This window comes from Sessilibacter corallicola (assembly GCF_021290925.1).
GTDB classification, from domain to species: domain Bacteria; phylum Pseudomonadota; class Gammaproteobacteria; order Pseudomonadales; family Cellvibrionaceae; genus Sessilibacter; species Sessilibacter corallicola.
Genome location: NZ_JAJSLX010000002.1, coordinates 609,914 through 632,287, shown reverse-complemented (window position 1 = coordinate 632,287; position 22,374 = coordinate 609,914). Strand labels below are relative to the sequence as shown.

At 41.5% G+C, this 22,374-nt stretch carries 15 protein-coding genes; 7 read left to right on the top strand and 8 right to left on the bottom strand.

Translation table 11 applies throughout. The annotated features are described in order from the left end of the window. The first annotated feature begins 320 nt into the window (after positions 1–320). Positions 321–833, top strand: a complete 513-nt coding sequence (locus LU361_RS09995; protein WP_233088699.1) for an MOSC domain-containing protein — start codon at positions 321–323, stop codon at positions 831–833. Between the two features lie 184 nt (positions 834–1,017). On the opposite strand, the gene LU361_RS09990 is transcribed toward LU361_RS09995, so the two are convergent. Beyond that, complete coding sequence (locus LU361_RS09990) at positions 1,018–2,481, bottom strand: beta-helix domain-containing protein (RefSeq protein ID WP_233088698.1); 1,464 nt, start codon at positions 2,479–2,481, stop codon at positions 1,018–1,020. Positions 2,482–2,551: 70 nt separating this feature from the next. Then, on the bottom strand, positions 2,552–5,677 hold the full coding sequence (locus LU361_RS09985; RefSeq protein ID WP_233088697.1) for a TonB-dependent receptor: 3,126 nt from the start codon (positions 5,675–5,677) through the stop codon (positions 2,552–2,554). A gap of 1,585 nt (positions 5,678–7,262) precedes the next feature. Here LU361_RS09985 and LU361_RS09980 point away from each other — a divergent pair. After that, the gene (locus LU361_RS09980; protein ID WP_233088696.1) at positions 7,263–10,355 is read left to right on the top strand and encodes an alpha/beta fold hydrolase; all 3,093 of its coding nucleotides are present in this window, start codon (positions 7,263–7,265) and stop codon (positions 10,353–10,355) included. Here the strand turns inward: LU361_RS09980 and LU361_RS09975 are convergent. From LU361_RS09975 to pdxH, 3 genes are all read right to left on the bottom strand, one after another. Further along, the gene (locus LU361_RS09975; RefSeq protein WP_233088695.1) at positions 10,334–10,894 is read right to left on the bottom strand and encodes a DUF1415 domain-containing protein; all 561 of its coding nucleotides are present in this window, start codon (positions 10,892–10,894) and stop codon (positions 10,334–10,336) included. The two genes, LU361_RS09980 and LU361_RS09975, sit on opposite strands and share 22 nt — an antisense overlap. A gap of 124 nt (positions 10,895–11,018) precedes the next feature. Further along, positions 11,019–11,861 carry a CPBP family intramembrane glutamic endopeptidase gene (locus tag LU361_RS09970; RefSeq protein ID WP_233088694.1) on the bottom strand — a complete coding sequence of 281 codons (843 nt, stop codon included), beginning with the start codon at positions 11,859–11,861 and terminating at the stop codon, positions 11,019–11,021. Further along, positions 11,861–12,505, bottom strand: coding sequence for a pyridoxamine 5'-phosphate oxidase (gene pdxH / locus LU361_RS09965; RefSeq protein ID WP_233088693.1), 645 nt, complete (start codon positions 12,503–12,505; stop codon positions 11,861–11,863). Before pdxH ends, LU361_RS09970 begins: the two co-directional genes overlap by 1 nt. A 126-nt stretch (positions 12,506–12,631) precedes the next feature. On the opposite strand from pdxH, the gene LU361_RS09960 reads away from it, so the two are divergent. The 5 genes from LU361_RS09960 (at position 12,632) to LU361_RS09940 (ending at position 18,828) form a co-directional block, all read left to right on the top strand. Next, positions 12,632–13,291 (top strand): molybdenum cofactor guanylyltransferase, encoded by a 660-nt coding sequence (locus LU361_RS09960; protein WP_233088692.1) that lies wholly within the window; start codon positions 12,632–12,634, stop codon positions 13,289–13,291. 702 nt (positions 13,292–13,993) lie between these two features. Further along, a complete protein-coding gene (locus tag LU361_RS09955) occupies positions 13,994–15,337 on the top strand; it encodes a CmpA/NrtA family ABC transporter substrate-binding protein (RefSeq protein ID WP_233089527.1) in 1,344 nt (447 codons plus the stop codon). A gap of 131 nt (positions 15,338–15,468) precedes the next feature. Beyond that, on the top strand, positions 15,469–16,485 hold the full coding sequence (locus LU361_RS09950) for an ABC transporter permease (RefSeq protein ID WP_233089526.1): 1,017 nt from the start codon (positions 15,469–15,471) through the stop codon (positions 16,483–16,485). A gap of 72 nt (positions 16,486–16,557) precedes the next feature. Further along, positions 16,558–17,430 carry an ABC transporter ATP-binding protein gene (locus tag LU361_RS09945; protein WP_233088691.1) on the top strand — a complete coding sequence of 291 codons (873 nt, stop codon included), beginning with the start codon at positions 16,558–16,560 and terminating at the stop codon, positions 17,428–17,430. A 204-nt stretch (positions 17,431–17,634) separates the two neighbouring features. Next, entirely contained in the window at positions 17,635–18,828 is a 1,194-nt protein-coding gene (locus LU361_RS09940) for an alginate export family protein (RefSeq protein ID WP_233088690.1), read from the top strand. Between the two features lie 151 nt (positions 18,829–18,979). Here the strand turns inward: LU361_RS09940 and LU361_RS09935 are convergent, their stop codons facing one another. The 3 genes from LU361_RS09935 to purU all read right to left on the bottom strand — a co-directional run bounded on the left by LU361_RS09935 (position 18,980) and on the right by purU (position 22,138). Continuing rightward, positions 18,980–20,155, bottom strand: coding sequence for a hypothetical protein (locus LU361_RS09935; RefSeq protein ID WP_233088689.1), 1,176 nt, complete (start codon positions 20,153–20,155; stop codon positions 18,980–18,982). 265 nt (positions 20,156–20,420) lie between these two features. Beyond that, on the bottom strand, positions 20,421–21,161 hold the full coding sequence (locus tag LU361_RS09930) for a competence/damage-inducible protein A (protein WP_233088688.1): 741 nt from the start codon (positions 21,159–21,161) through the stop codon (positions 20,421–20,423). 86 nt (positions 21,162–21,247) lie between these two features. After that, positions 21,248–22,138, bottom strand: coding sequence for a formyltetrahydrofolate deformylase (gene purU / locus LU361_RS09925; RefSeq protein ID WP_233088687.1), 891 nt, complete (start codon positions 22,136–22,138; stop codon positions 21,248–21,250). Positions 22,139–22,374 lie beyond the last annotated feature (236 nt).

The following is a 22,374-nucleotide window of genomic DNA, read 5'->3' as shown; positions in this document are numbered from 1 at the left end:
CTCTTTACTTTTTTGGTATTTCTTTCAATAAAACGAAGTGGTGTGGCTCGTTATTCCAAGTCATAAAATTATAAAGTCATAAACCAATAACAAAACAAACAGAAAGCACGCTTACCCTTTTTGCCCTGTTATTGAGAAATCTCTACACAAATGATAACCGAGCCAATCTAAATCAAGTGGTACAAAAAAGAACTGATGAAAAGCGTCAACCTACTAACAACATCACTCTCGTGCAATTTGACTCAATAATATTTACGAAAAATCGTGTAAAGTATCATTAAGAACTCATTAATCGTTGAATTTTTAATCTGGAAGAAGTCATGTCTGCTCTGCACAAACTATTTGCCCGCTACGTTCCAACCATGTCTCCAGGAACCCTGAATTGGATCGGTTTACGGCCCGCCCGAAAAGCCCCCATGATCATCGTAGAGACAGCAAATGCCCTGGAAGAACTCGGATTAGAAGGCGATCGCCGCTGTGAGGCAACCCCAGGCTCGGCAAGGCAAGTGACCATCATCAATCAAGAACACATCGAAGTCATAGAAAAATTACTGAACATTGACTCCATCGATCCAAGCTTATTACGCAGAAATTTAGTGGTATCGGGTATCAACTTACAAGCGTTACGGCATCAGTATTTTCAGATTGGCGATGTGATTTTTGAAGCAACCGCACAATGCCATCCGTGCCGACGCATGGAGCAAAATCTAGGGGTTGGCGGCGCTGCTGCCGTATTAGGCCACGGAGGTATCTGCGCAAAAATTATAAAAGGTGGAAAAATCAGTGTAGGCGATCAAATCTTGCCGGTTTTAAAAGAAGAACCAAGCAACTAACAAACACAGAATAACCGCAAGACAATTAAGACGAATAGAGTTTTTCTGATTAAAACGTACTGTTGAGGATCTAACAGTTTAAATCGAAAAGGCACAACACAGAGCTGGAAAAATCATAACTTTAGAGCACAAAAAAACCCAGGCATTGCCTGGGTTTTTTCAGAGTTCTTATGTAATTTTTAAATTACAAAGAATCTTCTACAGTCCAACCTTCGAACCATAAGGTAGCAGCACCTGGCTCAACAGCACCCGCGTAATCAGTGTCTTCGAAGAAGTCACCAGCTTGAGAAGCCATTGATTCTGGGTGAGTTGCATCGAATGCAGTGAAGTCGATTGGCATTAAGCCATCAGCAGCAGCAGCAGCAGAAGCGTAAGTAGTTTCGTCAACAAGACCAGCGGTCAAAGTAACAGTAGCACGATCTAGCAACATGCTTGGAGTACCATCAGAGGTTTCGAACTCAGTACAATCGGCAATAACATTGTTATAAGCAATTGCTTCGTTCATTGCATTAGTAAGAGTATCTGCATCTTCAAGCGCAACACACACATCAAGAGGCATACCGCTAGCACTTGTTAGTACTGAGTTGTGGATAAAGCCACCAGTAGAATCTTTCAAGCGGTGTAATTCAGAGAAACCGTCACCAGCACCTAAGAAAGTAGCGTTTACAACAGTAGGAGCAGAAAGGAAGGTTGGGTTACCTAGAGTATCTGCTTCAATTGCGTGGTCAGAACCATCATTCTGAATAACCAACGCAAACTGGATGTTACCAACGTAACCTTCGTCCCAGTCAATAGACTCGTCTTGGTTACCAGTTAATACTAAGTGAGACGCGTTAACCGCACCACCGTAGAACTCAACACCGTCATCCGCATTGTTGTGAACTTGGATGAAGTCAACTTCAGTGCCAGAACCAACTGCAACAAATGAAATACCATTGATTTCGTTACCAACTGAGAATTCGAAGCCCGCTTCAGCAACAACAACGTAGTTCAATACACCACTGCTGTCAGTGTTGTCGTGACCACCAGCAAAGCCGGATTCACCTTCACTGTCGATGTTACAGTCAACTGGCATACCGCCCATGTCTTCTGGGTAATCACACACGTTATGCAAACCATAACCGTGAAGGATCAAACCACCCCACTCGCCAGAACCCTCTAGATCAGCATCAGCAGAACTGAATACGATTGGCTCAGCAGCAGTACCCATAGCCATGATTTGTGAGCCACGAGTAATAATTAAGTTAGCGAAGCTATCGTTCTGAGCAAAGACCTCAGTACCAGCTTCAATTGTTAATACAACTTCAGCAACAGGAGTATCGTCAGCGTCTAAGATTCCATCAGTAGCTGACATTTCTTGGTTACCATTACCAACAGTAACTCGGCTAGCCATAAACCAAGGCACATCTGAAGTTAGAGTAACATTTTCCATAATGGTCGCTGGAACTTGACACATTCCAGTATTATTAACAGTAACTTCTAGTGCAAAGTCAGGACAATCAACTGATGTTCCGCCATTACCGCCATTGTTACCAACAACAGTATCACCTTCGATAGTGATAGTTGCGTCTTCATCACCAGAGCAGCCGTATAATCCGCCCACAGCACCAAAAATTACTGTTGCCAGCATTAACTTTTTAATTTCCATAACATCTCCTAAAATGTCACGTTTAAATTCAAATTTATTTAAATGACTTTATTAGTTCCAACTGCTCTAGCTAGAAACTCCAATCGATACCGGCTTCAAACTCGATACCTTTTTTATAGCTTTGGAAAGTTCCGCCGCCCTGACTGAATTCAACTTCCGAATCCAATAGATTTTTTACTTTTGCTGTAAACGTTAAGTCACCGGCAAAAGTTTTCTTATAATTAATATTAAGATCGGAAAATGGCTCTAGTATTACATCGCCCTGATTACCGCGACCGGAATCTTTTTTGGTATCACCACTTTGGTTGAACAATACCGTTAATTCTTGATTATTCTCTAAGTCATCCCAACCAACGACCAAGTTAAAGGTATAGTCTGGCACACCTTCTAGATCACTAGTTTCACCACCTTCCAACTCAATTTCTGAATCAACTAAACTTGCATTCGTAGCGACAAATACAGATTGTGTGTATGCAGAGTTCAAAGGGAATTCAATTCGAGTGTCTACTTCAATTCCGATCAAATCAGCACTCTCACCATTTTCGAAAGTTCGAGAATTACCCGCTGTACCTGACGCATCCAAAATTACACGTTCAATAGGATTATCAAAATCTTTATAGAAAATAGCGACACTGATGTTTTCGGTATCCGACCAATAATATTCCCAACGGATGTCCGCATTCAGTACTTCTGATTCTTCAAGATCTGGATTACCGCGAACACGAACATTCAGTTCTTTATCAAAGAAAGTCGCGTTGGATACTTCTTTAAAGTCGGGACGACTGATTGTTTTGGCTAGAGCAAAACGTATTTGCTGTTTATCGGAGTAATACCAGTTAAAGGCTAAAGACGGTAAAAATATGTCTTCATCGATACCCGCTGGATCAAGCTCTTGAGTACCTGTCAGAAGGAAAGTATCGGTATTAAGCTCAAAATCTTCGTATCGAGCACCCAGAATAAACTGGTACTTAGAATCTAAAAATAAATCGTAAGACAAATAGGCCGTGGATAACGTTAGATCAGACTCGTAGGAATCACTAGGCAGTGTTCGGTCAAAAAACTGAATTCCGTCAGTAGGGTTACCAGAAACATTAGCATCATTAATAACATCAGAAACCAATAAATCTTCAGATATTGTTAAATCCGGAATGCTATCGTTATGGCGGAAACCATAAGTAGAAGATTCTGAATCGCGCTCACGATAAATGTATTGCAAACCAAAATTTAAAGTTTGATCAACACTTCCATCTGAACTAATTAGCCATTCGTAATTATTAGATACGTCGTAGTTAAAGTCTTCCAGCTCATCGTAACGGCGAATAGTCTCAGACAACTGTAGACGGAACGGCTCGTTCGGCTGTTCTAAATTAAATTGAACTTCACGTCGATCGGGGGCATAACGAGTGGCTTGGCTCACTGTAAATTGCCAATCCGTAGAAAGATTACCAGATTCATTTAGAAAATGTTCACCTACGAATTGCTGAGAAACATACTGGCGTTCTTCATAGTCAATAGTGTATTGGAAGCTCTCTTCGCCAGAATCACCCTCAACACCTTCAGACACGCGAACCTGATTTTCTGTTACTCGAGAAATTACAGTGTTCGATACAAATGAACTACTACCTAAATTGTAACCAACGGAAAGTAATCCGCTAATGTTAACGCTGAAGGTATTCTCATCAAAACGAAAATCATCTTCTACATCGCCACCACCTAAGGTAGAGAAGCTACGTGAGATACCGTCTTCTTTTTGCTCGTAACCTGTTTTGTAGTTAAGCGCAGCGAAATATCCCAGTTCGTTATCGCCAACGTAGAACAAGTCACCATAATTACCAGAAATACTGACATTTGGAGTCGCGGTGGTTTCATCTAAGTCAAAGTCATCAACCAAGAAAAACCCTGCCGCCTCACGTAAACTCTCGTCCACGTCTTGGCTAAACAATTGCGCAGGCAATTCCACATCACCGGGGTTCAGTCCTAGAGCAAGTACAGGGTCCAACAACGTTGCAATTGCTTCAACGGCAGCCGGCTCACGGCGAGAACCATCATCAAAACCTAAGAAATCAAAATCACCATTCGCTGGATCAGAAGCGACGGTATCACCAGTTAATCCAGCAACAAAACCGGTTTTGATTGAGAATTTACCAGCCCCTTCATCAGGAAAAGTACGGGTATTAATTTCCAAGTTACCGCCAGTACTTTCACCAGGTAAGCTCGACAAGAAAGTTTTCTTAACATCCAGCTGGCTAACGATATTACTTGGGAAAAGATCAAGAGGAACCGAACGTCGATTTGGGTTGGTACTTGGTAGTGTTGCACCGTTTAATGTTGTCGTTACATAACGACCACCTAAACCGCGAATAAATACAAAGCTATCGTCTTGAACAGTAACCGATGGCAAACGAATTACGGAACCTGCAATATCAGAATCCCCAAAACGTGCTAATTGCTCAATACCTAAAGTGTCAATAACGTTTGCAGAAAAACGCTCACTTTCTTCAAATGCATTTGGGTTGTATTGCGCAAGAACAGTAACTTCTTCAATTTGAGGGGTCGCAATGTTCAAACTTGGAGTTGAGCTACGACCATTCATGGTGAAGTTCAAACCTTTAGCAACGTTTGAAATCACTCGTACGTCGTCCAATTCAACCAACTTCATGTCTGGGTGACTAATGGTTAGGTTATAGACACCACGCGCCACTTCTACATCGTAGTTACCGTCTGCATCTGTGGTCGTAGAAACCGCAGAATCACTGGTAAGAGTAATGGTCGCGTTTGCAACAGGAACACCGCCGGAAGTAACACGACCTTTAATAGAGCCGTTAGGAGCAGATCGTTTTTCCGCTGCGGTTTCTGTTTTATAGAAAGACTCAACCGCCACTTTAGGAGAAGTACCTTCTTCTATAGCAACATTAATATCCGTTAACTGGCCTTGGGCACTATCAAACCGAAAGCTGTGGATAGTGGTGCCGTTTTGAATCAGCTGAACACTGTGCCCACCCGCTTCTAGATCGAAGGTAGCTGAGCCGCCACTTAGGGTTTGCTTATCAGTTTCACCATCTAACCGAACCGTAATATCTGACGCTGCTTTGCCATCCTTGTAAACGTAAATTACTAGCTCGTCGTCGGCTAGTGCAGAAAAAGCACTTAGCACAAGCGCACTCGCGGCTAAGCCATTGATTAGCGACGTTTTCATTGACACCTCATTAATTGTTCCGGCAGATATTGGTGTGCCGTAGCGGCTGTTTGAATTGAATCGTCAAATTAGATATGAGCGATGTATCAAATTTTGGGGCTAGATTAGTGGCAATTTATTACACTAATGTTTCAAAAGGCGCTTTTTTGGGGAACTAAACGGAAATAAAATAAATTACTGATGGAAAAAGAATTTTGACGTTACAACACTGACAAAAACTGAGCAAAAGATAAGCAAAAGCTCAACAACTTAAAACCGTCCAATAAATACACTTAAGCGAATATTCAAAAAAGATAAATAAGAATTTATTGATAAGAAAATTACTTGCTTTAAAAACAGCGGATAAAAATTAAGAATGTTTTTTCAAAATTATTCTAAAAAATTAGATTATTTATTAATGAGCAATTTGGGCCACTCGTATTTTTTATAAATATGTTTCTAGCAAACTTTTTATTTTTAATTTTTCTTCCAAATAACCAAATAGAAATAGCAATAAAAAATCCCATCGATTTGCACACCAATCAAAACTCACCCATAGAGTCAACTTTTAGTAATTACATTCACAATTACGTCCAGCCAATTACCCATAAACAAGATAGGGATTCTTACCTCAAAAGCGGATTCAAAAAGAACCAACATTCAAGTCACTCACAACTCCACACACAAACTGTTACTTGCTCAATACAGCTTATCTGTCAATTATATTTAAAACTGAATGTAACTAATCACCTGAGAAAATAACTGACAATTAATCATTGAAAAATTAATTCATCAAAATTTTTAAAAATAGAAAATACAAATACACTCTCCCGATTTATTTTCATAAAAATAAAAACCGAATATAAGTCGTTCAAAAAATACGGGATTTTTAACAGGCAAATTGGGCCACTATTAAAATCACTTTAATAAGCAAACCCAATTATTTAACGAAGCTATTTTGAACCCAAAATGCATAACAACAATAGATTTTGAATCATCATTTCGGCGCATTTTAATGCGCTACAATCCAACACCAGTTGAATAAAAATAAAAAATAAACTGGCGATACTTTTTAAAACCAAAAAATCAAAATATTGGTTACCTTATGACTGGAATGTATTAAGAAGAACATTCTCTCGGCAACAGAATCTAAACCCGGCAATACCATAAAAATAAATGCAGACTTGAATAGATTAACTATTGCTCTTACCCCACATATACTATAAAAAGTTACTTCGCTAAGTTTCGAAATATTTACGCGCTATATCAATGCCTGTGTCATTCAGTAAGTGCTCACAGTCATTTAAACAATACCGAAAAAAATTCGATCTGAGCTACCATTAGACAAGCACAATTATAAATTGCAAATTTAGTAACAGTGATTACAACCACGCACTAATTGAACCGCCCGTAATACACGGCCAGAAATAATCAGGCGTCTATTTTCGATAAATTCGTAAGCTCGAAGCCAAATACGATTAATTGTCGTCATTACGGCCGGCTAACTTTGCAATAAACGCTTAATTTAACAAGCAACCTTGATATCTCGAATTTTTTCTTTGAGATAAAATAATCAACAAACGGATGATCAATGGGAGATCTCACCATGGATGAAGCTCTCGCACTAACAGAGAGTGCTGTCGCCAATTTTCGAGCTAAAGTAAAAAAGTATTCTCACCAAACAGCGGCGATTACTGCCGATAACGGCGATACTTTAACGTTTTCGGAATTGCACAACCTTGCTGAAAAAATTGCCCTAGTTATCTCCGAGAAACTAAAAACCAAGAGCGAAAAAAAACGCCCATTGGTCGCGTTGTTGATTGAGCACAACACCGATCTGCTCGTCACTATGTACGCTGTTAATTTATCAGGTGCAGCGTTCATGCCGTTGGATACAAGAAACCCTACCGAGCGTATTCAACCATTACTCGACGAAACCAATCCTTTTATCATTATTGCCGACAACAAAAACTTACCAGTCGCAAACACACTTGGCTGTGAAGATTGCACGGTACTGCCTTTCGCACAAATACTGGATACAAAAGTTAAAGGCACGCTTCCATTAGTGCCTGATGAATCTCCGGCGTATTTATTAACAACCTCAGGAACAACAGGTAAACCGAAGGCAATTTGTCACACTCAAACCAGCCTCTATCGAGCTGCGTATCACTACCAAGAAGACTTGAAAGTCAGTCAATCCGACAACGTTGGCCTAGTTTTACCCTGTCATTATACGCCAGCCGTTTTCAGTGTTTTTGGAGCCTGGGCCTCCGGTGCGACTATTGCGCCATTTGATTTGAAAAGTTCCGACGTTAATAACTTGATTAACTGGATCGAGAAAAACGAAATCACGCTGCTTTATGTGACTCCAACCATTTTCAAAAAAATCATCACTCAGTGTGAACACCCAGAAAAATTAGCGTCAATAAGAAATGTTCAAATGGCAGGCGAGCCGTTATTTACCGCTGATTTAAAAGAGTGGCGAGAAAAATACGCCCATTTATTCTCCCTTTACAATGGCATGGGAACCTCAGAAACCAGCTGTTTAACCCGGCTTACCATTCAAGGTAAAGAGGATTTCACCACCAATCGTGTGCCTGCAGGCAAACCGTACGCTGATGTCGAAATCTTAATTGTTGACTCAAACAACAATCCGGTAGATCACGGCGCCGAAGGGGAAGTACAAGTTGTTGCCGATTACCTTCCAGAAGGCTATTTAAACAGCCCAGAAAAAACCGCAGAAAGATTTCAACATTTAACGTCCGGAAAAACCCTTTATAAAACCGGCGATCGCGGATATTTCCAAGATAACGGTAACTTGGTGATTCTAGGCCGAGCCGACGGCCAAATTAAGATTCGCGGCCAAAGGGTGGAGCTGTCGGATATAGAATCCAATTTATTAACATTCGATTCCGTCAATAACGCTGCGGTTGCCTATTACGAGCCCGAAGGCAGAGACCCGTTTATTGCCGCTTTTGTCAGCCCAGAAATAGAAAAATCTAAGTTGCGGGAATATTTATCCAAAAAACTGCCTCCTTATATGATTCCCACTCGAATCGTTTCAATGGCCCAGTTACCGCAGTTGTCTACCGGAAAAATTGACCGTAAAACCCTACAAGGTTTTAACTTTACGACCAACAAATCCACTCCCGATACCGTTCAAGAACCAGAAAACATTTTTGAAACACGGGTTTTAGACGCTTTTCGCGATGCTTTAAAAGATGACAGCTACCAGCTCGACGATGATTTTTTTGAGCATGGCGGCGATTCATTTACATCTGTTGATCTAAGCATTAACTTGTACAATCAACTGTGCATTCCAATTAACGTTTCCAGTTTGATTGAAGCCCCTACTCCACGTTTGTTAGCGAACTTAATCATCAAAAATAAAAATGATGGTAAAGGCCATTCGCTCATGCGCTTTAGTAATCATCATTCTGAAAGCTCGTCGGTATCAAATGCCGTTCCTATTTTTTGTGTTCCCGGCATGTTCGGCAACGCATTATCATTCCGTGCGTTAGCTTCTGAATTAGTGGATACCTATCCCGTTTACGCCTTTGAATATCCGGGTTATTTGGATGGAAACATCACCTTTAGTACTGTAGACGAACTGGTCAACTTACTTTACGAACAAGTTGTTGAAGTACACCCCAAAGGAGACTGCTGCATATTAAGCTACTCCCTCGGCGGCGCTATTGGCTTCGAATTGGCTAAAAAGCTGATTGCCAATGGCAGAACAATCAAATCTTTTATTATGCTCGATTGTTTCTCTCCGACCACGCTTTCTATTCGTCATTATAAACAAGAGCTCGTCCGTTTTATTGGCAAAGTCACCCATAGAAAACGCGCGGTTTGGGAAATTCGAGACGACAACGTCAACCGAGCTTTGACTACGGCAATTTTAAATCACCGTTTTTCTCCCTGCGAGATTCCAAACACCACGCTAGTCATTGCACAAGACGATAAAAACTACATTAAAAATAAATTGGATTTTGGTGATTGGCCAAAACTGATCAAAAACGACTTCCAAACTATTCGCACGGCAGGTAATCACCTAGACCTAGTCATGCCAGAAAAGGCAGAAGAAGTCAGCCAGCTGATTCGCCAATGCGTCGGTGAAAGCACCGGACCGATTGTGTCTCCGGTGATCACAACAGAAGATAAACTGAAAAAAATATGGTCGTTCGACAACGAACAACGAATCGAAACCAAACAGGCAGCGTCAGATTCAATTCCGACCACTCTGAATCAATATTTAAAAAATTCTGAGCAGTTAACTCGGTACTTAGAAAGGGATTTGAACGAAAAAATATCACCCATAACGATGAAAAGCGTTCAGGTAGGTAATTTCTATTATCGAAGAGTGAATCTTGAAACTCAAAAGACCAACAAAACTGTGGTTTCAGCGGTCCTCAAGATTTCCATGTCAGATTTACCAAAAGCGGTCGTAAAAGACATTATTGATGCAGAAACACCTTTTGGCAGAATTTTAGACCGCAACGCCATTGATTACTCCTGTAATGTAGAAGACGTATTTGAGGTCGCCGAAAATTCCAATCCTGGATTCAATGGTCAAACAACATCAGCAAACCAAAAGTTATTTGGTCGATACAACTGTTTTAAAAACGCCAAACAAAAGGTATTTGCCGAAGTTGTTGAAATTCTTACGCCGGACCTTCAGCATTTATTGAACAGGTAATAAAACAACTCATTCACCTGTTTCTCAGGCAGTTTTTCCATACTCTGAATATTTCTTTCAGGGATATCTTCAGGGTTGGGAAAATGCTTGAGAGCAGCCTCAAGGCTGTCTTCACGTAACAAATGAAACATCGGATAAGGCGAACGATTGGTCAGATTTTCTCGGTCACTCGGTTCGGTGCCCGAAAATTGGTAATCGGGATGAAAACTGGCAACTTGAAACACCCCTTCCCACTGATTAATTTTTATTAATCGATCAATCGAATCAAAATACAAATTGTATTCGTAAAAATCGTGCAGACAATTCGGCACTGCCACGAGCGTGGTTTCAATTTGACTAGTGTCACTCTTTTCAAGTGTGGTCAGTTCCTGCTCCAAAAAACCGAGCAGCTCTTCTGTGTCTGTTCCCAGAAACGCAGTAATACGAATGGTGTTCTCTTTTAGCGGCAACGAGGCAAATGGGCACAGGCCCAATCCAACCACAATATTTTTCAGCCAATATTCAACATCTTGATGAACAGTATTTGTTGTTTGATTCATTCACTTATCACAGCTTTTACGTTAAAAAATACATCATTGTTAACTCAGAGATAACCCAAGCCAACGAGTTAATAAACAAGGTCATTAGTAATAAAATAGGGTTATTAGTTACGAAACAGAGTTATTAGTTACGAAATAGAGTTATAGGGAAATTTCCCGATTGTATCAGTGCCGCACAATCCATACACAAAGCAATACCTGCATGGACAATAACGCCACCCCAAATGGAACGCGAACGCAACGCCAAAATTCCAAGGAAAATTCCAAAACCGATGGCACCGGTTGCTTCTAACCAAGGCTTGGGGAAATGCAACATCACATAGGGAACCGACATAATGGCGATTGCCACGCTGCCAAAACGAGGCTGTAAACTCGACAACAAAAATCCACGAAAGAAAAATTCAACGGTAATAAATTGAGAAATGTAAATGCATTCCCATAACAATAAATCAACAATTGAAAGTTTAGCGTCGGTATAAAAAGGATAATGATTGACAAAATCCGGCCGAGAACTGGCAAGCACTGCAAACACCATAATCGGTGTTAATAAAGCAAGATAACCCAACCAATGTTTATGTGTTTCTCCGAAGCCCCAACCATATTCTTTTAAATTCGACTTAAATCCCCAGCGAATTAATAGCCACGGCAAAATGAAGAAAAACAGCCAATGCCACATTCCCCACCATATATTTTGCAATAAATTGGCGTAAGGTAAACGCTTAAACTCCGCTATCCATTGCCGAGGTGACTCACCGAACAAAGACGCAACCAAGCCGATGCAATCATTAAGGGCAGAAAAAAACTTAAGGTAATTTAACCCCAGCAAACAGGCACTCGCCAGCAAAAACATCAACCACAGTTGACCGTTACTTAACGCAGGCTTACCTTGGGTTTGATCTAACTCGGTGAAAACATCACGGATGGATCGAGTCAATGTTGCCGACACAGCCCTGTTGCGAAATGACATCAAGGAGCCAAGCGTTGAATGTCCCAACGGCCATCATCGTCTTTTTGATAGACAAACCGGTCGTGTAATCGGTGACTGCCGCCTTGCCAGAATTCAATCTCGGTAGGAATAATGCGGTAACCACCCCAAAAATCCGGCAGCGGTATTTTTCCTGATTTAAACTTTTCCTTCATGCGCTGAAATTGAGACATTAACAAAGTTCTCGACTCCACCGGATGGCTCTGGTGAGAAGCCCACGCCGCCAATTGGCTTTCTTCGGGACGAGAGGAAAAATATTTTAAAGATTCGGCCGCCGATACTTTTTCTGCAACGCCGCACACTTTGACCTGGCGCTCAAGAGCGTGCCAAGGGAAATGCAAGCTGACCTTAGCGTTCTGACCGATATCCTGCGCCTTCTTACTGGCGTAGTTGGTGTAAAAAACGAATCCGCGATCATCCAACTGCTTTAGCAGTACGATTCGCTGAGAAGGCTGCCCTGTGGCGTCGACTGTTGCCACTGTCATTGCCGTAGGATCTTTTAAACCCAAGTCAATCACTTGCTTCAACCACAGCTCAAACTGCTCAATAGGATCACTCAGAAGCTCTTCTCGCTTCAGTTCTCCTAACGTGTAGTCACGACGTAATCCGCTCAATTCATCTTTCACAGCAATCTCTCTTGATGCAAATGGACAATCAGACCACACTATTGCGCAGTCCGGTCTTAAGTTGTTGTTTAATTATCAGTGAATTTACTCCCAATTTACACCAACTTGCACCGATACAGATCATAAGTGCGATTAACTGTTCAAAATACCATCAACATCAATATGAAATCCCATTCATCTGACAACACCAACCTCATCGGCTGTATTCTCGCTGGTGGAGAAAGCCGCCGTATGAATGGCGATACCAAAGCGCTAGTCACCTTGCAAGGCAAGCCAATGATCGCTCATATAGAACAACACTTGAAAGACGCTGGGATCGAGCGCTGGATTGTTTCCACCAACACAGACAACGACCAGCCGATCAAACAAGTAATTGATGAAGGCTCTGATACTGTTGTCGACACACAACAGGCTATCGGTCCATTGGGCGGCCTATCGAGCTGTTTTCAATGGCTGCACACACAAATGCCCAGCTGCCTCATTTATACCTGCCCCTGTGACACACCATTTATCAATGCTGAGGTTGTACATCAACTTGTTACACGCATGTTCGAAGATCAATACGACTGTGTTATCGCTCAGGCTCATTCCCGATTACACCCCACCATCGGTGTGTGGCGATCTGAGTTAGGTAATGTGTTGAATAATTACCTGGAAAACCAAAAAAATTATCGATTAATGAAATGGATTGATACGCTCCATTACACCACTTGCGATTTTTCTTACTTGCCAGAAAAAACCTTCGCCAATATTAATTCCCCAACTGACTTGTTGAACAACCAATAAAAATAATTTTTACAGTTTTAATAAATCCCTGATCGGTTGATAAGCTCACACTCATAAAAATACCCACTCGATTTATTGCCCCCTACTGGCATTCTCCAGAATTATTTAGAACCCGTGCAAATTTAGACCCCATTCAAATAAGGCATAAAACTAAGCCCAATAAATTCATGCATTTTATATTCATCAAATAAAAAATGAGTGTCGTAACAATTTATCTTGTGAGAACTGACCTACGCGTAATAAAAAACATTCTTCTCAATTAATAATAAAGTACCAATTTGGCACCAAAACAATGCAATTAAAAAGTACTGGTAAAAATAATCAGCAAATCTTTTTTAGTTTTTCTCACTCATAAAGACAAACACAAGACATGAATTATTTTTAATGCACCATCAAGAGTCATTTTTACAATCATTAAAAACACCATAATTGCACATATTTTTTTATTGCGCTTTTTTTGAGTGCCTATCAATTTATCACTTAAGCCATAAAACCATCCGCTGACGCCTCAGTAATCACCTGATTTATAAGCATTTTTTTTTGATAATGCGCCAAATTGTGACCTTGGCAAGACTTTTGCGAAACAAGAATCAGAGTGAAACCAATACTAAACACCATAAATGGGGTATGAAGGAGTCATTGATGGAAAAGCAAAACAACAATGCACCGACATTAACGAAGCGACTGACCTCGCTACAAAAAATGATCGGCGCCACACTTGCTAGCGTTACCTTTACATTAGCAACGCCCGCTTTCGCCGAAGAATTAGAGCTTGAAAAAGAAGATCTAAAATTCGGATTTATTAAATTGACCGACATGGCTCCGCTCGCAATCGCTTATGAAAAAGGTTACTTCGAAGACGAAGGTCTTTATGTAACATTAGAAGCACAAGCGAATTGGAAAGTGTTACTGGATCGCGTTATTGACGGACAGCTCGACGGCGCACACATGCTTGCTGGTCAGCCATTGGGTGCAACCATTGGCTTCGGCACTCAAGCACATGTAATTACAGCGTTCAGCATGGATTTAAACGGTAACGGCATTACTGTTTCAAACGAAATTTGGGATCAAATGAAACCCAATATTCCGAAGGACGAATCCGGCAAACCTGTTCACCCAATTAAAGCAGACGCGCTAAAACCTGTTGTTGAGAAATACAAATCTGATGGTAAGCCGTTCAACATGGGTATGGTTTTCCCAGTTTCTACCCATAACTACGAATTGCGTTATTGGTTAGCCGCTGGTGGTATTCACCCAGGTTATTACGCACCGCATAAAGGCGACACCTCCGGCACAATTGACGCCGACGCATTATTGTCAGTAACACCGCCACCACAAATGCCAGCAACACTTGAAGCAGGTACTATTTACGGTTACTGCGTAGGTGAACCTTGGAACCAACAAGCAGTATTTAAAGGAATTGGTGTACCGGTAGTAACGGATTACGAAATCTGGAAAAACAACCCAGAAAAAGTATTTGGCGTTTCCAACAAATGGGCCGAAGAAAATCCAAATACACACCTAGCAGTTGTTAAAGCGTTAATTCGCGCCGCTAAATGGTTGGATGACAACGACAACGCTAACCGTCCTGAAGCAGTAAAAATTCTTGCGCAACCAAACTACGTTGGTGCCGACTACGACGTCATTGCAAACTCAATGACGGGTACGTTTGAGTACGAAAAAGGCGACAAACGTGAAGTGCCAGATTTCAACGTGTTCTTCCGTTACTACGCCACTTATCCGTACTACTCAGACGCTATTTGGTACTTAACGCAAATGCGTCGCTGGGGCCAAATTTCTGAGGAAAAACCAGACAGCTGGTTCCACGAGATTGCGAAAAAAGTGTATAAGCCAGAAATCTATTTAGAAGCTGCTCAGCTATTAATTGATGAAGGTAAAATGTCAAAAGAAGATTTCCCATTCGATACCGATGGCTTCCGCGACCCACAAACACACTTTATCGACAACATCACTTACGATGGTCGCAAACCAAACGACTACTTGAAAAAGTTCAGCATTGGTCTTAACGGCGACACCGTACTTTAATGTTTAAATTTCCGGCCGCGCATACTCTGCGCGGCCAACACAAACTCTAATATAGCCTAAGCAACTTCATAAACAAATTTAGCCGCACACCACCCAACGGCTACCAGAAAAAACCTAGAGGTAAGGAAATGTTGAATCGCAGTATCCGGTTTTTCGAGTTAACCGGTATGAATTGGTTAATACCCATCGCCAATTTACTTGCCGGAAAAAATCCTAAAGCTCAGCTGAATCAATTACTTGCCAGCATTGGTGCACCGTTGGTGGCATTTTTAATTTTTCTTTTACTGTGGAGCACGGCAGCTTCCAACATTAAAACCAGTCTTGGTAACCTCCCAGGACCATCCCAAACGTGGGAACAATTCGAATCACTCGTTGATGAACATACCGCTGCTCGCGATAAAGAAGCCGCATTTTATCAACGTCAAGAAGACCGAAACGCAAAACGTATTGAACAAGGTAAAGAACCTAAAGACATTCGACCTTATACCGGTGCGCCTACGTTCTTCGACCAAATTTTTACCAGTCTTTATACCGTTTTTATCGGATTTGCCGTTGCAACTATTATTGCTATTCCCGTCGGAATTATCTGCGGATTAAATTCAACGATTTATACAGGATTAAACCCCTTAATTCAGATTTTCAGACCCGTGTCGCCACTGGCATGGCTACCCATTGTCACCATGGTTGTTAGTGCGCTTTACACCACCGACGATCCATTTTTCGCGAAATCATTTATTACTTCTGCGCTGACCGTAACCTTGTGTTCACTCTGGCCAACGCTTATTAACACCACGGTGGGCGTATCTACCATCGATAAAGATTTAATCAACGTGAGCCGAGTTTTACGTTTAAGCTGGATGACACAAATATTTAAAGTCGTTATTCCTGCATCTCTGCCTATGATTTTCACCGGTTTAAGATTGTCACTCGGTGTTGGCTGGATGGTATTGATTGCCGCAGAAATGTTGGCACAGAACCCAGGTCTTGGAAAATTTGTTTGGGACGAATTCCAAAACGGCAGCTCCAACTCATTAGGCCGAATTCTAGTTGCTGTGTTTGTTATCGGTATTATCGGATTCTTACTGGATCGCATCATGCTGACGTTACAAAAATCCGTATCGCACGATAAAACGCAAGAAATACGCTAACACCCAAAAGACACATAACAACGTCATTACTCACATTGTTAAGAATCACGAATACAGAATTTAGAGGCGAACATGGCAAACTCCTATTTAGATATTTCGGGTGTATCCATAGAATTCCCAACACCGAATGGTCCGTTTAAAGCGCTTGATAACGTCAACTTAAAAATCGAAAAAGGCGAGTTTATTTCGTTAATCGGTCACTCTGGCTGCGGTAAATCTACCGTACTCAACATTGTTGCCGGTTTGTACAACGCCACTCAAGGCGGCGTTATTTTGCAGGGTAAAGAAGTATTACAACCCGGCCCAGACCGCGCCGTAGTATTCCAAAACCACTCGTTATTTCCTTGGTTAACGTGTTACGAAAACGTTCGCTTGGCAGTAGACAAAGTGATGAAAGGAAAACCCAAAGCCGAGCGTCACGAATGGACCGAATATAATCTCGAACTTGTGCACATGGGACACGCAATGCACAAGCGTCCCGATGAAATTTCCGGTGGTATGAAACAGCGCGTCGGTATTGCGCGTGCGCTTTCAATGCAACCGAAAGTTCTATTAATGGATGAGCCATTTGGTGCACTGGACGCGCTAACTCGGGCGCACATGCAAGATTCATTAACCGAAATCCAAGCAGAATTAAATAACACCGTTATCATGATTACTCATGACGTTGACGAAGCTGTATTGCTTTCCGATCGTATTGTAATGATGACAAACGGCCCAGCGGCAACCATCGGTGAAATTCTTCACGTTGATCTTGAGCGACCACGTGAACGATTAGAGTTGGCCGACGACCCAACCTACAACCACTATCGCGCGGAAGTTCTTAAATTCTTACACGAACGCCACGCGAAAAAAGACGTTCCTCAATCGACCAAAAAAGCTACCACAACCACAAGCGACGCTGCTGACAAAAAGGAAGAAGATAAGAAAGACGTTGCCGCGTAATTTTTTATCCGAGCAAAAGGAATTGCTATTTTTTAACAACACCTAAAATAAAAAAACTATTGCATAAATAATCACCCCGATTATTTAAGATGAATAATAGTTAGTGAGTAATTGAGAGTAGCACATAAAATAATTGAAAATTTCTAAGCCAGAGAACAGTCCTTATTTAGCACTTCTGGAATCGACTCGTTAGGAGAAAATCACATGAACAAATTTAATAAATCTCTCATTGCTCTGGCCGTATGTGCCTCTAGCTTCGGCTCAGTAAACGCCTCAGCCGATATCCTCACAGAAATGCTAGAAGGAGCCGATCTTTACGGTAACCTACGTTTACGTTACGAAACTGTAGATCAAGACAATGCCTTGGATGACGCAAGTGCATTAACCCTGCGCACCCGTATTGGCTTTAATACCGCTGAGGTAAACGGCTGGTCTGCCACCGTTGAAATTGAAGACAGCCGAGTAGTCCTTGGAGAAGACGAATTTTCAGTACCGCCTTCTGGCTTCCAAACAGGTGAATTTTCTGTGATCGCCGATCCAGAAACCACAGAATTGGACCAAGGTTTCCTTAAATACAGCACCGATAAAATCACCGCAAAATTAGGTCGCCAAGTATTTACCCTAGACGGCCACCGTTTTATTGGTCACGTAGGTTGGAGACAAGATCGTCAAACTTTTGATGCGTTAACCGTAGTTGCCAAACCTGCCGACGGCATTACTCTGACTGGTGCGTTTATCGATAACCGCAACCGTATTTTTGCTGAAGACGCAGACATTAACTCTGAAGATTTTATCGGTAACGCAAGCTTCAAAACCCCAATTGGTAAAGTAACCGGTTACGCTTACCTGCTTGAAAACGAAGAGAACGATTCTGAGTTAGACACCTACGGTATCAGCCTAAAAGGTTCTGCACCAATTGGCGATGCGAAATTCTTGTACCACGCAGAATACGCAACACAAGAAACCGACACCGATTTTGATGCCGACTACCTATTCTTAGAAGGCGGCGTAAAAGTATCTGGCGTTACCGCTAAACTGGGTTACGAATTACTGGGTTCTGACGATGGCCAATTTGGTTTCTCAACCCCGTTAGCCACGTTGCATAAATTCAATGGTTGGGCTGATATCTTCCTAGGTACGCCTGCACAAGGTCTTGAAGATACCTACGTAAGCCTCTCTGGCAAAATTGGTCCGGGAACCGCTACCGTGATTTACCATGAATTTGACGTTGACGAAGACAGTGCAGCAATCTCTGATGCAGGCAGCGAGCTGGATCTTCAATACGCATTTAAATTCGGTAAAAAATACTCCGCCGGTATTAAAGCTGCGTTCTACAGCGCAGACGACATTGCCGTTGATACCGACAAAGTCTGGGTTTGGGTTGCCAAATCATTCTAATAACAACCCACAGCAATAAGAGCCTCACCTAACTCTTATTGTAACGTTGATAAAGACGTTATTTTCCCCCTGCTAAGCCTTCGATATTTCGAAGGCTTTTTTTGTTGTAAATTTTCTCTAAAGCATTAGGCCAGTTGATGACTCGTTTAAATCACAACGGCTCCAATGCATTTTCTCGCCAAGATTGGCGAATCTGAGCCATAAACAATGACTCTTCCGGCACTTGGATTTTACCTGCAACTTCATCAACAAAAGTTTTTATTTGACGACCTAAAGCTGCGTCGGCTTCAAACGTTGAACGAAACTTAATAAATTTATCTTCTTCCTGGTACAAATAGATCACGGTTTTATAGCGTTGTTTTTCTTCTGTTAAGTAATCACCAGACAAAGCGGCAAAAGAGACTTTTCCTTCGATACTATTCACTGAATAAAATTCGGGCTCGTCAAACTCCGCCTTTGAAGAATTGGATTCTTGCAACAATAAATCAATTTCGTTTTTAATAATTCCAATTTCACGTTCAATCAATGCTTTGCCGTTATTGAGATCCCAATGTCGAACTGGATAGACAAACACATCAACGTAATCGAATAAAAATTCTTGATGGGTATATCGATTAACCACACCGTTAAGAGGGTTGTGGAAAATAATATCTTCACTGAACTGATACTCCCCCACAAATTCGGGCAACGTAAGTTCGTCACTGTAATTACTGGATTCAATTTCTTTACTTAAAAATTCCGGCGTAAATACCTCAGATTCTTGAAAGCTTTTCATTAAATAAGAGGCAATGCTTTTTGCCATATCCGATTCAGGGTTGCGATTAGTACTGAATAAGCTGGCTTTTGCGGTGAAAGGAATGTCGTATTGATAACGCTGGATGACGTGATCTTTCCAGGTAATGGCTGCTTCGACTTTAATGTCTTGAGGATTAGTTAATGGTGCCAATAATAATGTGGCGCCAGCGATAGCAGCCCTGCCCAAATCTGCACCACTGCTGTGGTAGTAATTGGCAGTACTAATAAGCACTTTAAAATCAACGTCTTTTTCAGCGTAATAAACGTTTTCGAATAATTTAGAATCATTAAATTCATCGTAAAAATTTTCTAAATCAATAATATTCGTAAAGCAGTCATGAAGTGCCGACTTTTCTTTGTATACATTACAAAATTGACGCAATTCATCCGGTGGCGTTTGATAATAAACAGAAATAGGCGGAAATTTTTCTTCAACGATTTTTTCATACTCAGCCACAACAAATTGATTATTTGTCGCACACCCTGCTAACAATAAAAAACTTACCGAAGCGATCAATGCTTTAAAAGTCATACGGTTATCCATGTTTATAAGTATTTTTATAAGTTCTACCATTGTGTCGGCGCATCTGCAACTGACTCACTGAGATTCATCTTAAAGGCCAACACATAAATAGCCAGTCACACCAGAATCTAAGGCTGTCGCTCTTTTTTAGTTGGTGAACACTTTTGCATAAAAGTCGCACTCAGAAAGCAAAAAAGCGCAGCCTCTGTCTAGAAACTGCGCTTTTGGTAATAACTCTACAATGTTAAGAATACTGACTTAATTAATAGCCTGGTTATTCGTACTCGTACCCCATCGCAGTAACACCTGCAATTAATTCGTTCATTGCTAAACTGACTTTTTCAGCATTACCTTTTAATCCTAATTCGATCTTACGCGTTCCACCAACCACCATCGGTAAACTGAATAATTTCAGCTCTGGGTATTTACTGACTAACTCTTCCATCAACGGTGTAACCGCGCTTTCGATGGCACCAATCACTAAAATATTTTTCTCAACGTAGTTTTTATCCACAAGGTGACTGAGTTTGTTATCAAGTACCCATTCCATCATGGATTCGGCCATCGACGGAAAACCGGGTGTAAAAAAGTGATTATTGATCGCGAAACCGGGGATTTTATTGACAGTGTTTGGAATAACGTCTGCACCGTCAGGAAATTCAATCATTTGATAATGGTGCGGTAAAAGCTCACGATTATGGTCACGAGCAAATTCTTCCAATAACTGTACACCAACGGGATGTTGCACAAGTGGTAAACCCAGAGCTTGTGCAACAACGCCACGCGTTAAATCATCGGGAGTGCTGCCAATACCACCTGTGCTAAACACATAATCTGCACCGTTAAAACTGTCTTTAAAGGTGTTTAATAATAACTCGCGATCATCGGAGAGAATTTTTACCCAGCTCAACACCAATCCACGCGGTTTCAGCAAATTAATTAAATTACCAAGGTGTTTATCGGTTCTTCGCCCCGAGAGAATTTCATCGCCAATGACAATTAACCCAATACCCACAGTGAGCACTCCTTGTTTTGGGTTGGTTTTTAATGAGCAAGGTTTTTACGATTAAAAACCTTGCTTAATGCAGCGAGGTAGGAAAATTAACGACTAAAAACGACAGTTTTATCGCCGTTTAATAAAACTCTGTGTTGAGCGTGCCACAGCACAGCACGATTTAGCACCACGCGTTCGACGTCTCGACCAATTTCCACCATTTCTTCAGCAGAATTCGCGTGGGAAACACGCTCGACCGATTGTTCAATGATTGGTCCTTCATCCAAATCTGAGGTAACGTAGTGAGCCGTGGCACCAATCAGTTTTACGCCGCGTTTAAACGCTTGGTGATAAGGACGGGCGCCTTTAAATCCTGGAAGAAATGAATGATGAATATTAATTGCGCGGCCTTTGAGCTTTTGGCAAAGGTTGTCAGACAAAATTTGCATATAACGCGCTAGCACTAGGAAATCTGCCGCTGTCGATTCCATCAGTTCTAAAATCTCTTGCTCTTGCTGCGGCTTGGTTTCTTTATTAACCGGTAAGTAGTGATACGGCACTTCGTACCAATCGCACAGAGAACGCATTACTTCGTGATTCGACACCACACCAACAACGTCAACTGGCAATACACCGCGTTTCCATGAATTTAGTAGGTGTTCCAAACAGTGGCCCCACTGAGAAACCGCAATCAAGACCTTGGGCTTGTAGCAATAGTCGTGAATTTCCCAGTCCATTTCATAGCGAGTTGCTAGAGGCTCGAAGGCAGAACGTACTTGCGCGAGGTTTTTTGTACCTTCACAAGAACTTAACACGGTTCTCATGAAGAATTTATCGGAGTCCGGGTCTTCAAATTGAGAAGATTCAATAATATTGAACCCTTGAAGGGTAAACATGTTGGCAACAGCAGCAACAATGCCCGGTTGATCCTTACAACTAAAGCTAAGTACTACTTCTTCGACATTTTGAACGGATACTTCTTCTATTTTCTTGGTCATGACGGCTTAACTTTTCAAATTCCTTTCCAAAATCGCACCGCAATATACCACAGCCGCCTGGCAAGTCGATGAACGGGTACCGGTTTGTGTCATCGATTAATCAAACCGATTTGTTCGATAAAGCGTCTAACTAAGACAACTTTTGGTAAGCCAACGTCAGCCAATAACCTCAGTTTCAGGCGATACGGTTAAGTGCTCGAACCCGACATAATTATCTTTGCTATTTGCTTAAAGAA

Coding starts and splice junctions, on each gene's coding strand:
- LU361_RS09995 (WP_233088699.1), top strand. CDS start 321: ATGTCTGCTCTGCACAAACTATTTGCCCGCTACGTTCCAACCATGTCT.
- LU361_RS09990 (WP_233088698.1), bottom strand. CDS start 2,481: ATGGAAATTAAAAAGTTAATGCTGGCAACAGTAATTTTTGGTGCTGTG.
- LU361_RS09985 (WP_233088697.1), bottom strand. CDS start 5,677: ATGAAAACGTCGCTAATCAATGGCTTAGCCGCGAGTGCGCTTGTGCTA.
- LU361_RS09980 (WP_233088696.1), top strand. CDS start 7,263: ATGGATGAAGCTCTCGCACTAACAGAGAGTGCTGTCGCCAATTTTCGA.
- LU361_RS09975 (WP_233088695.1), bottom strand. CDS start 10,894: ATGAATCAAACAACAAATACTGTTCATCAAGATGTTGAATATTGGCTG.
- LU361_RS09970 (WP_233088694.1), bottom strand. CDS start 11,861: ATGTCATTTCGCAACAGGGCTGTGTCGGCAACATTGACTCGATCCATC.
- LU361_RS09955 (WP_233089527.1), top strand. CDS start 13,994: ATGATCGGCGCCACACTTGCTAGCGTTACCTTTACATTAGCAACGCCC.
- LU361_RS09945 (WP_233088691.1), top strand. CDS start 16,558: ATGGCAAACTCCTATTTAGATATTTCGGGTGTATCCATAGAATTCCCA.
- LU361_RS09940 (WP_233088690.1), top strand. CDS start 17,635: ATGAACAAATTTAATAAATCTCTCATTGCTCTGGCCGTATGTGCCTCT.
- LU361_RS09935 (WP_233088689.1), bottom strand. CDS start 20,155: ATGACTTTTAAAGCATTGATCGCTTCGGTAAGTTTTTTATTGTTAGCA.
- purU (WP_233088687.1), bottom strand. CDS start 22,138: ATGACCAAGAAAATAGAAGAAGTATCCGTTCAAAATGTCGAAGAAGTA.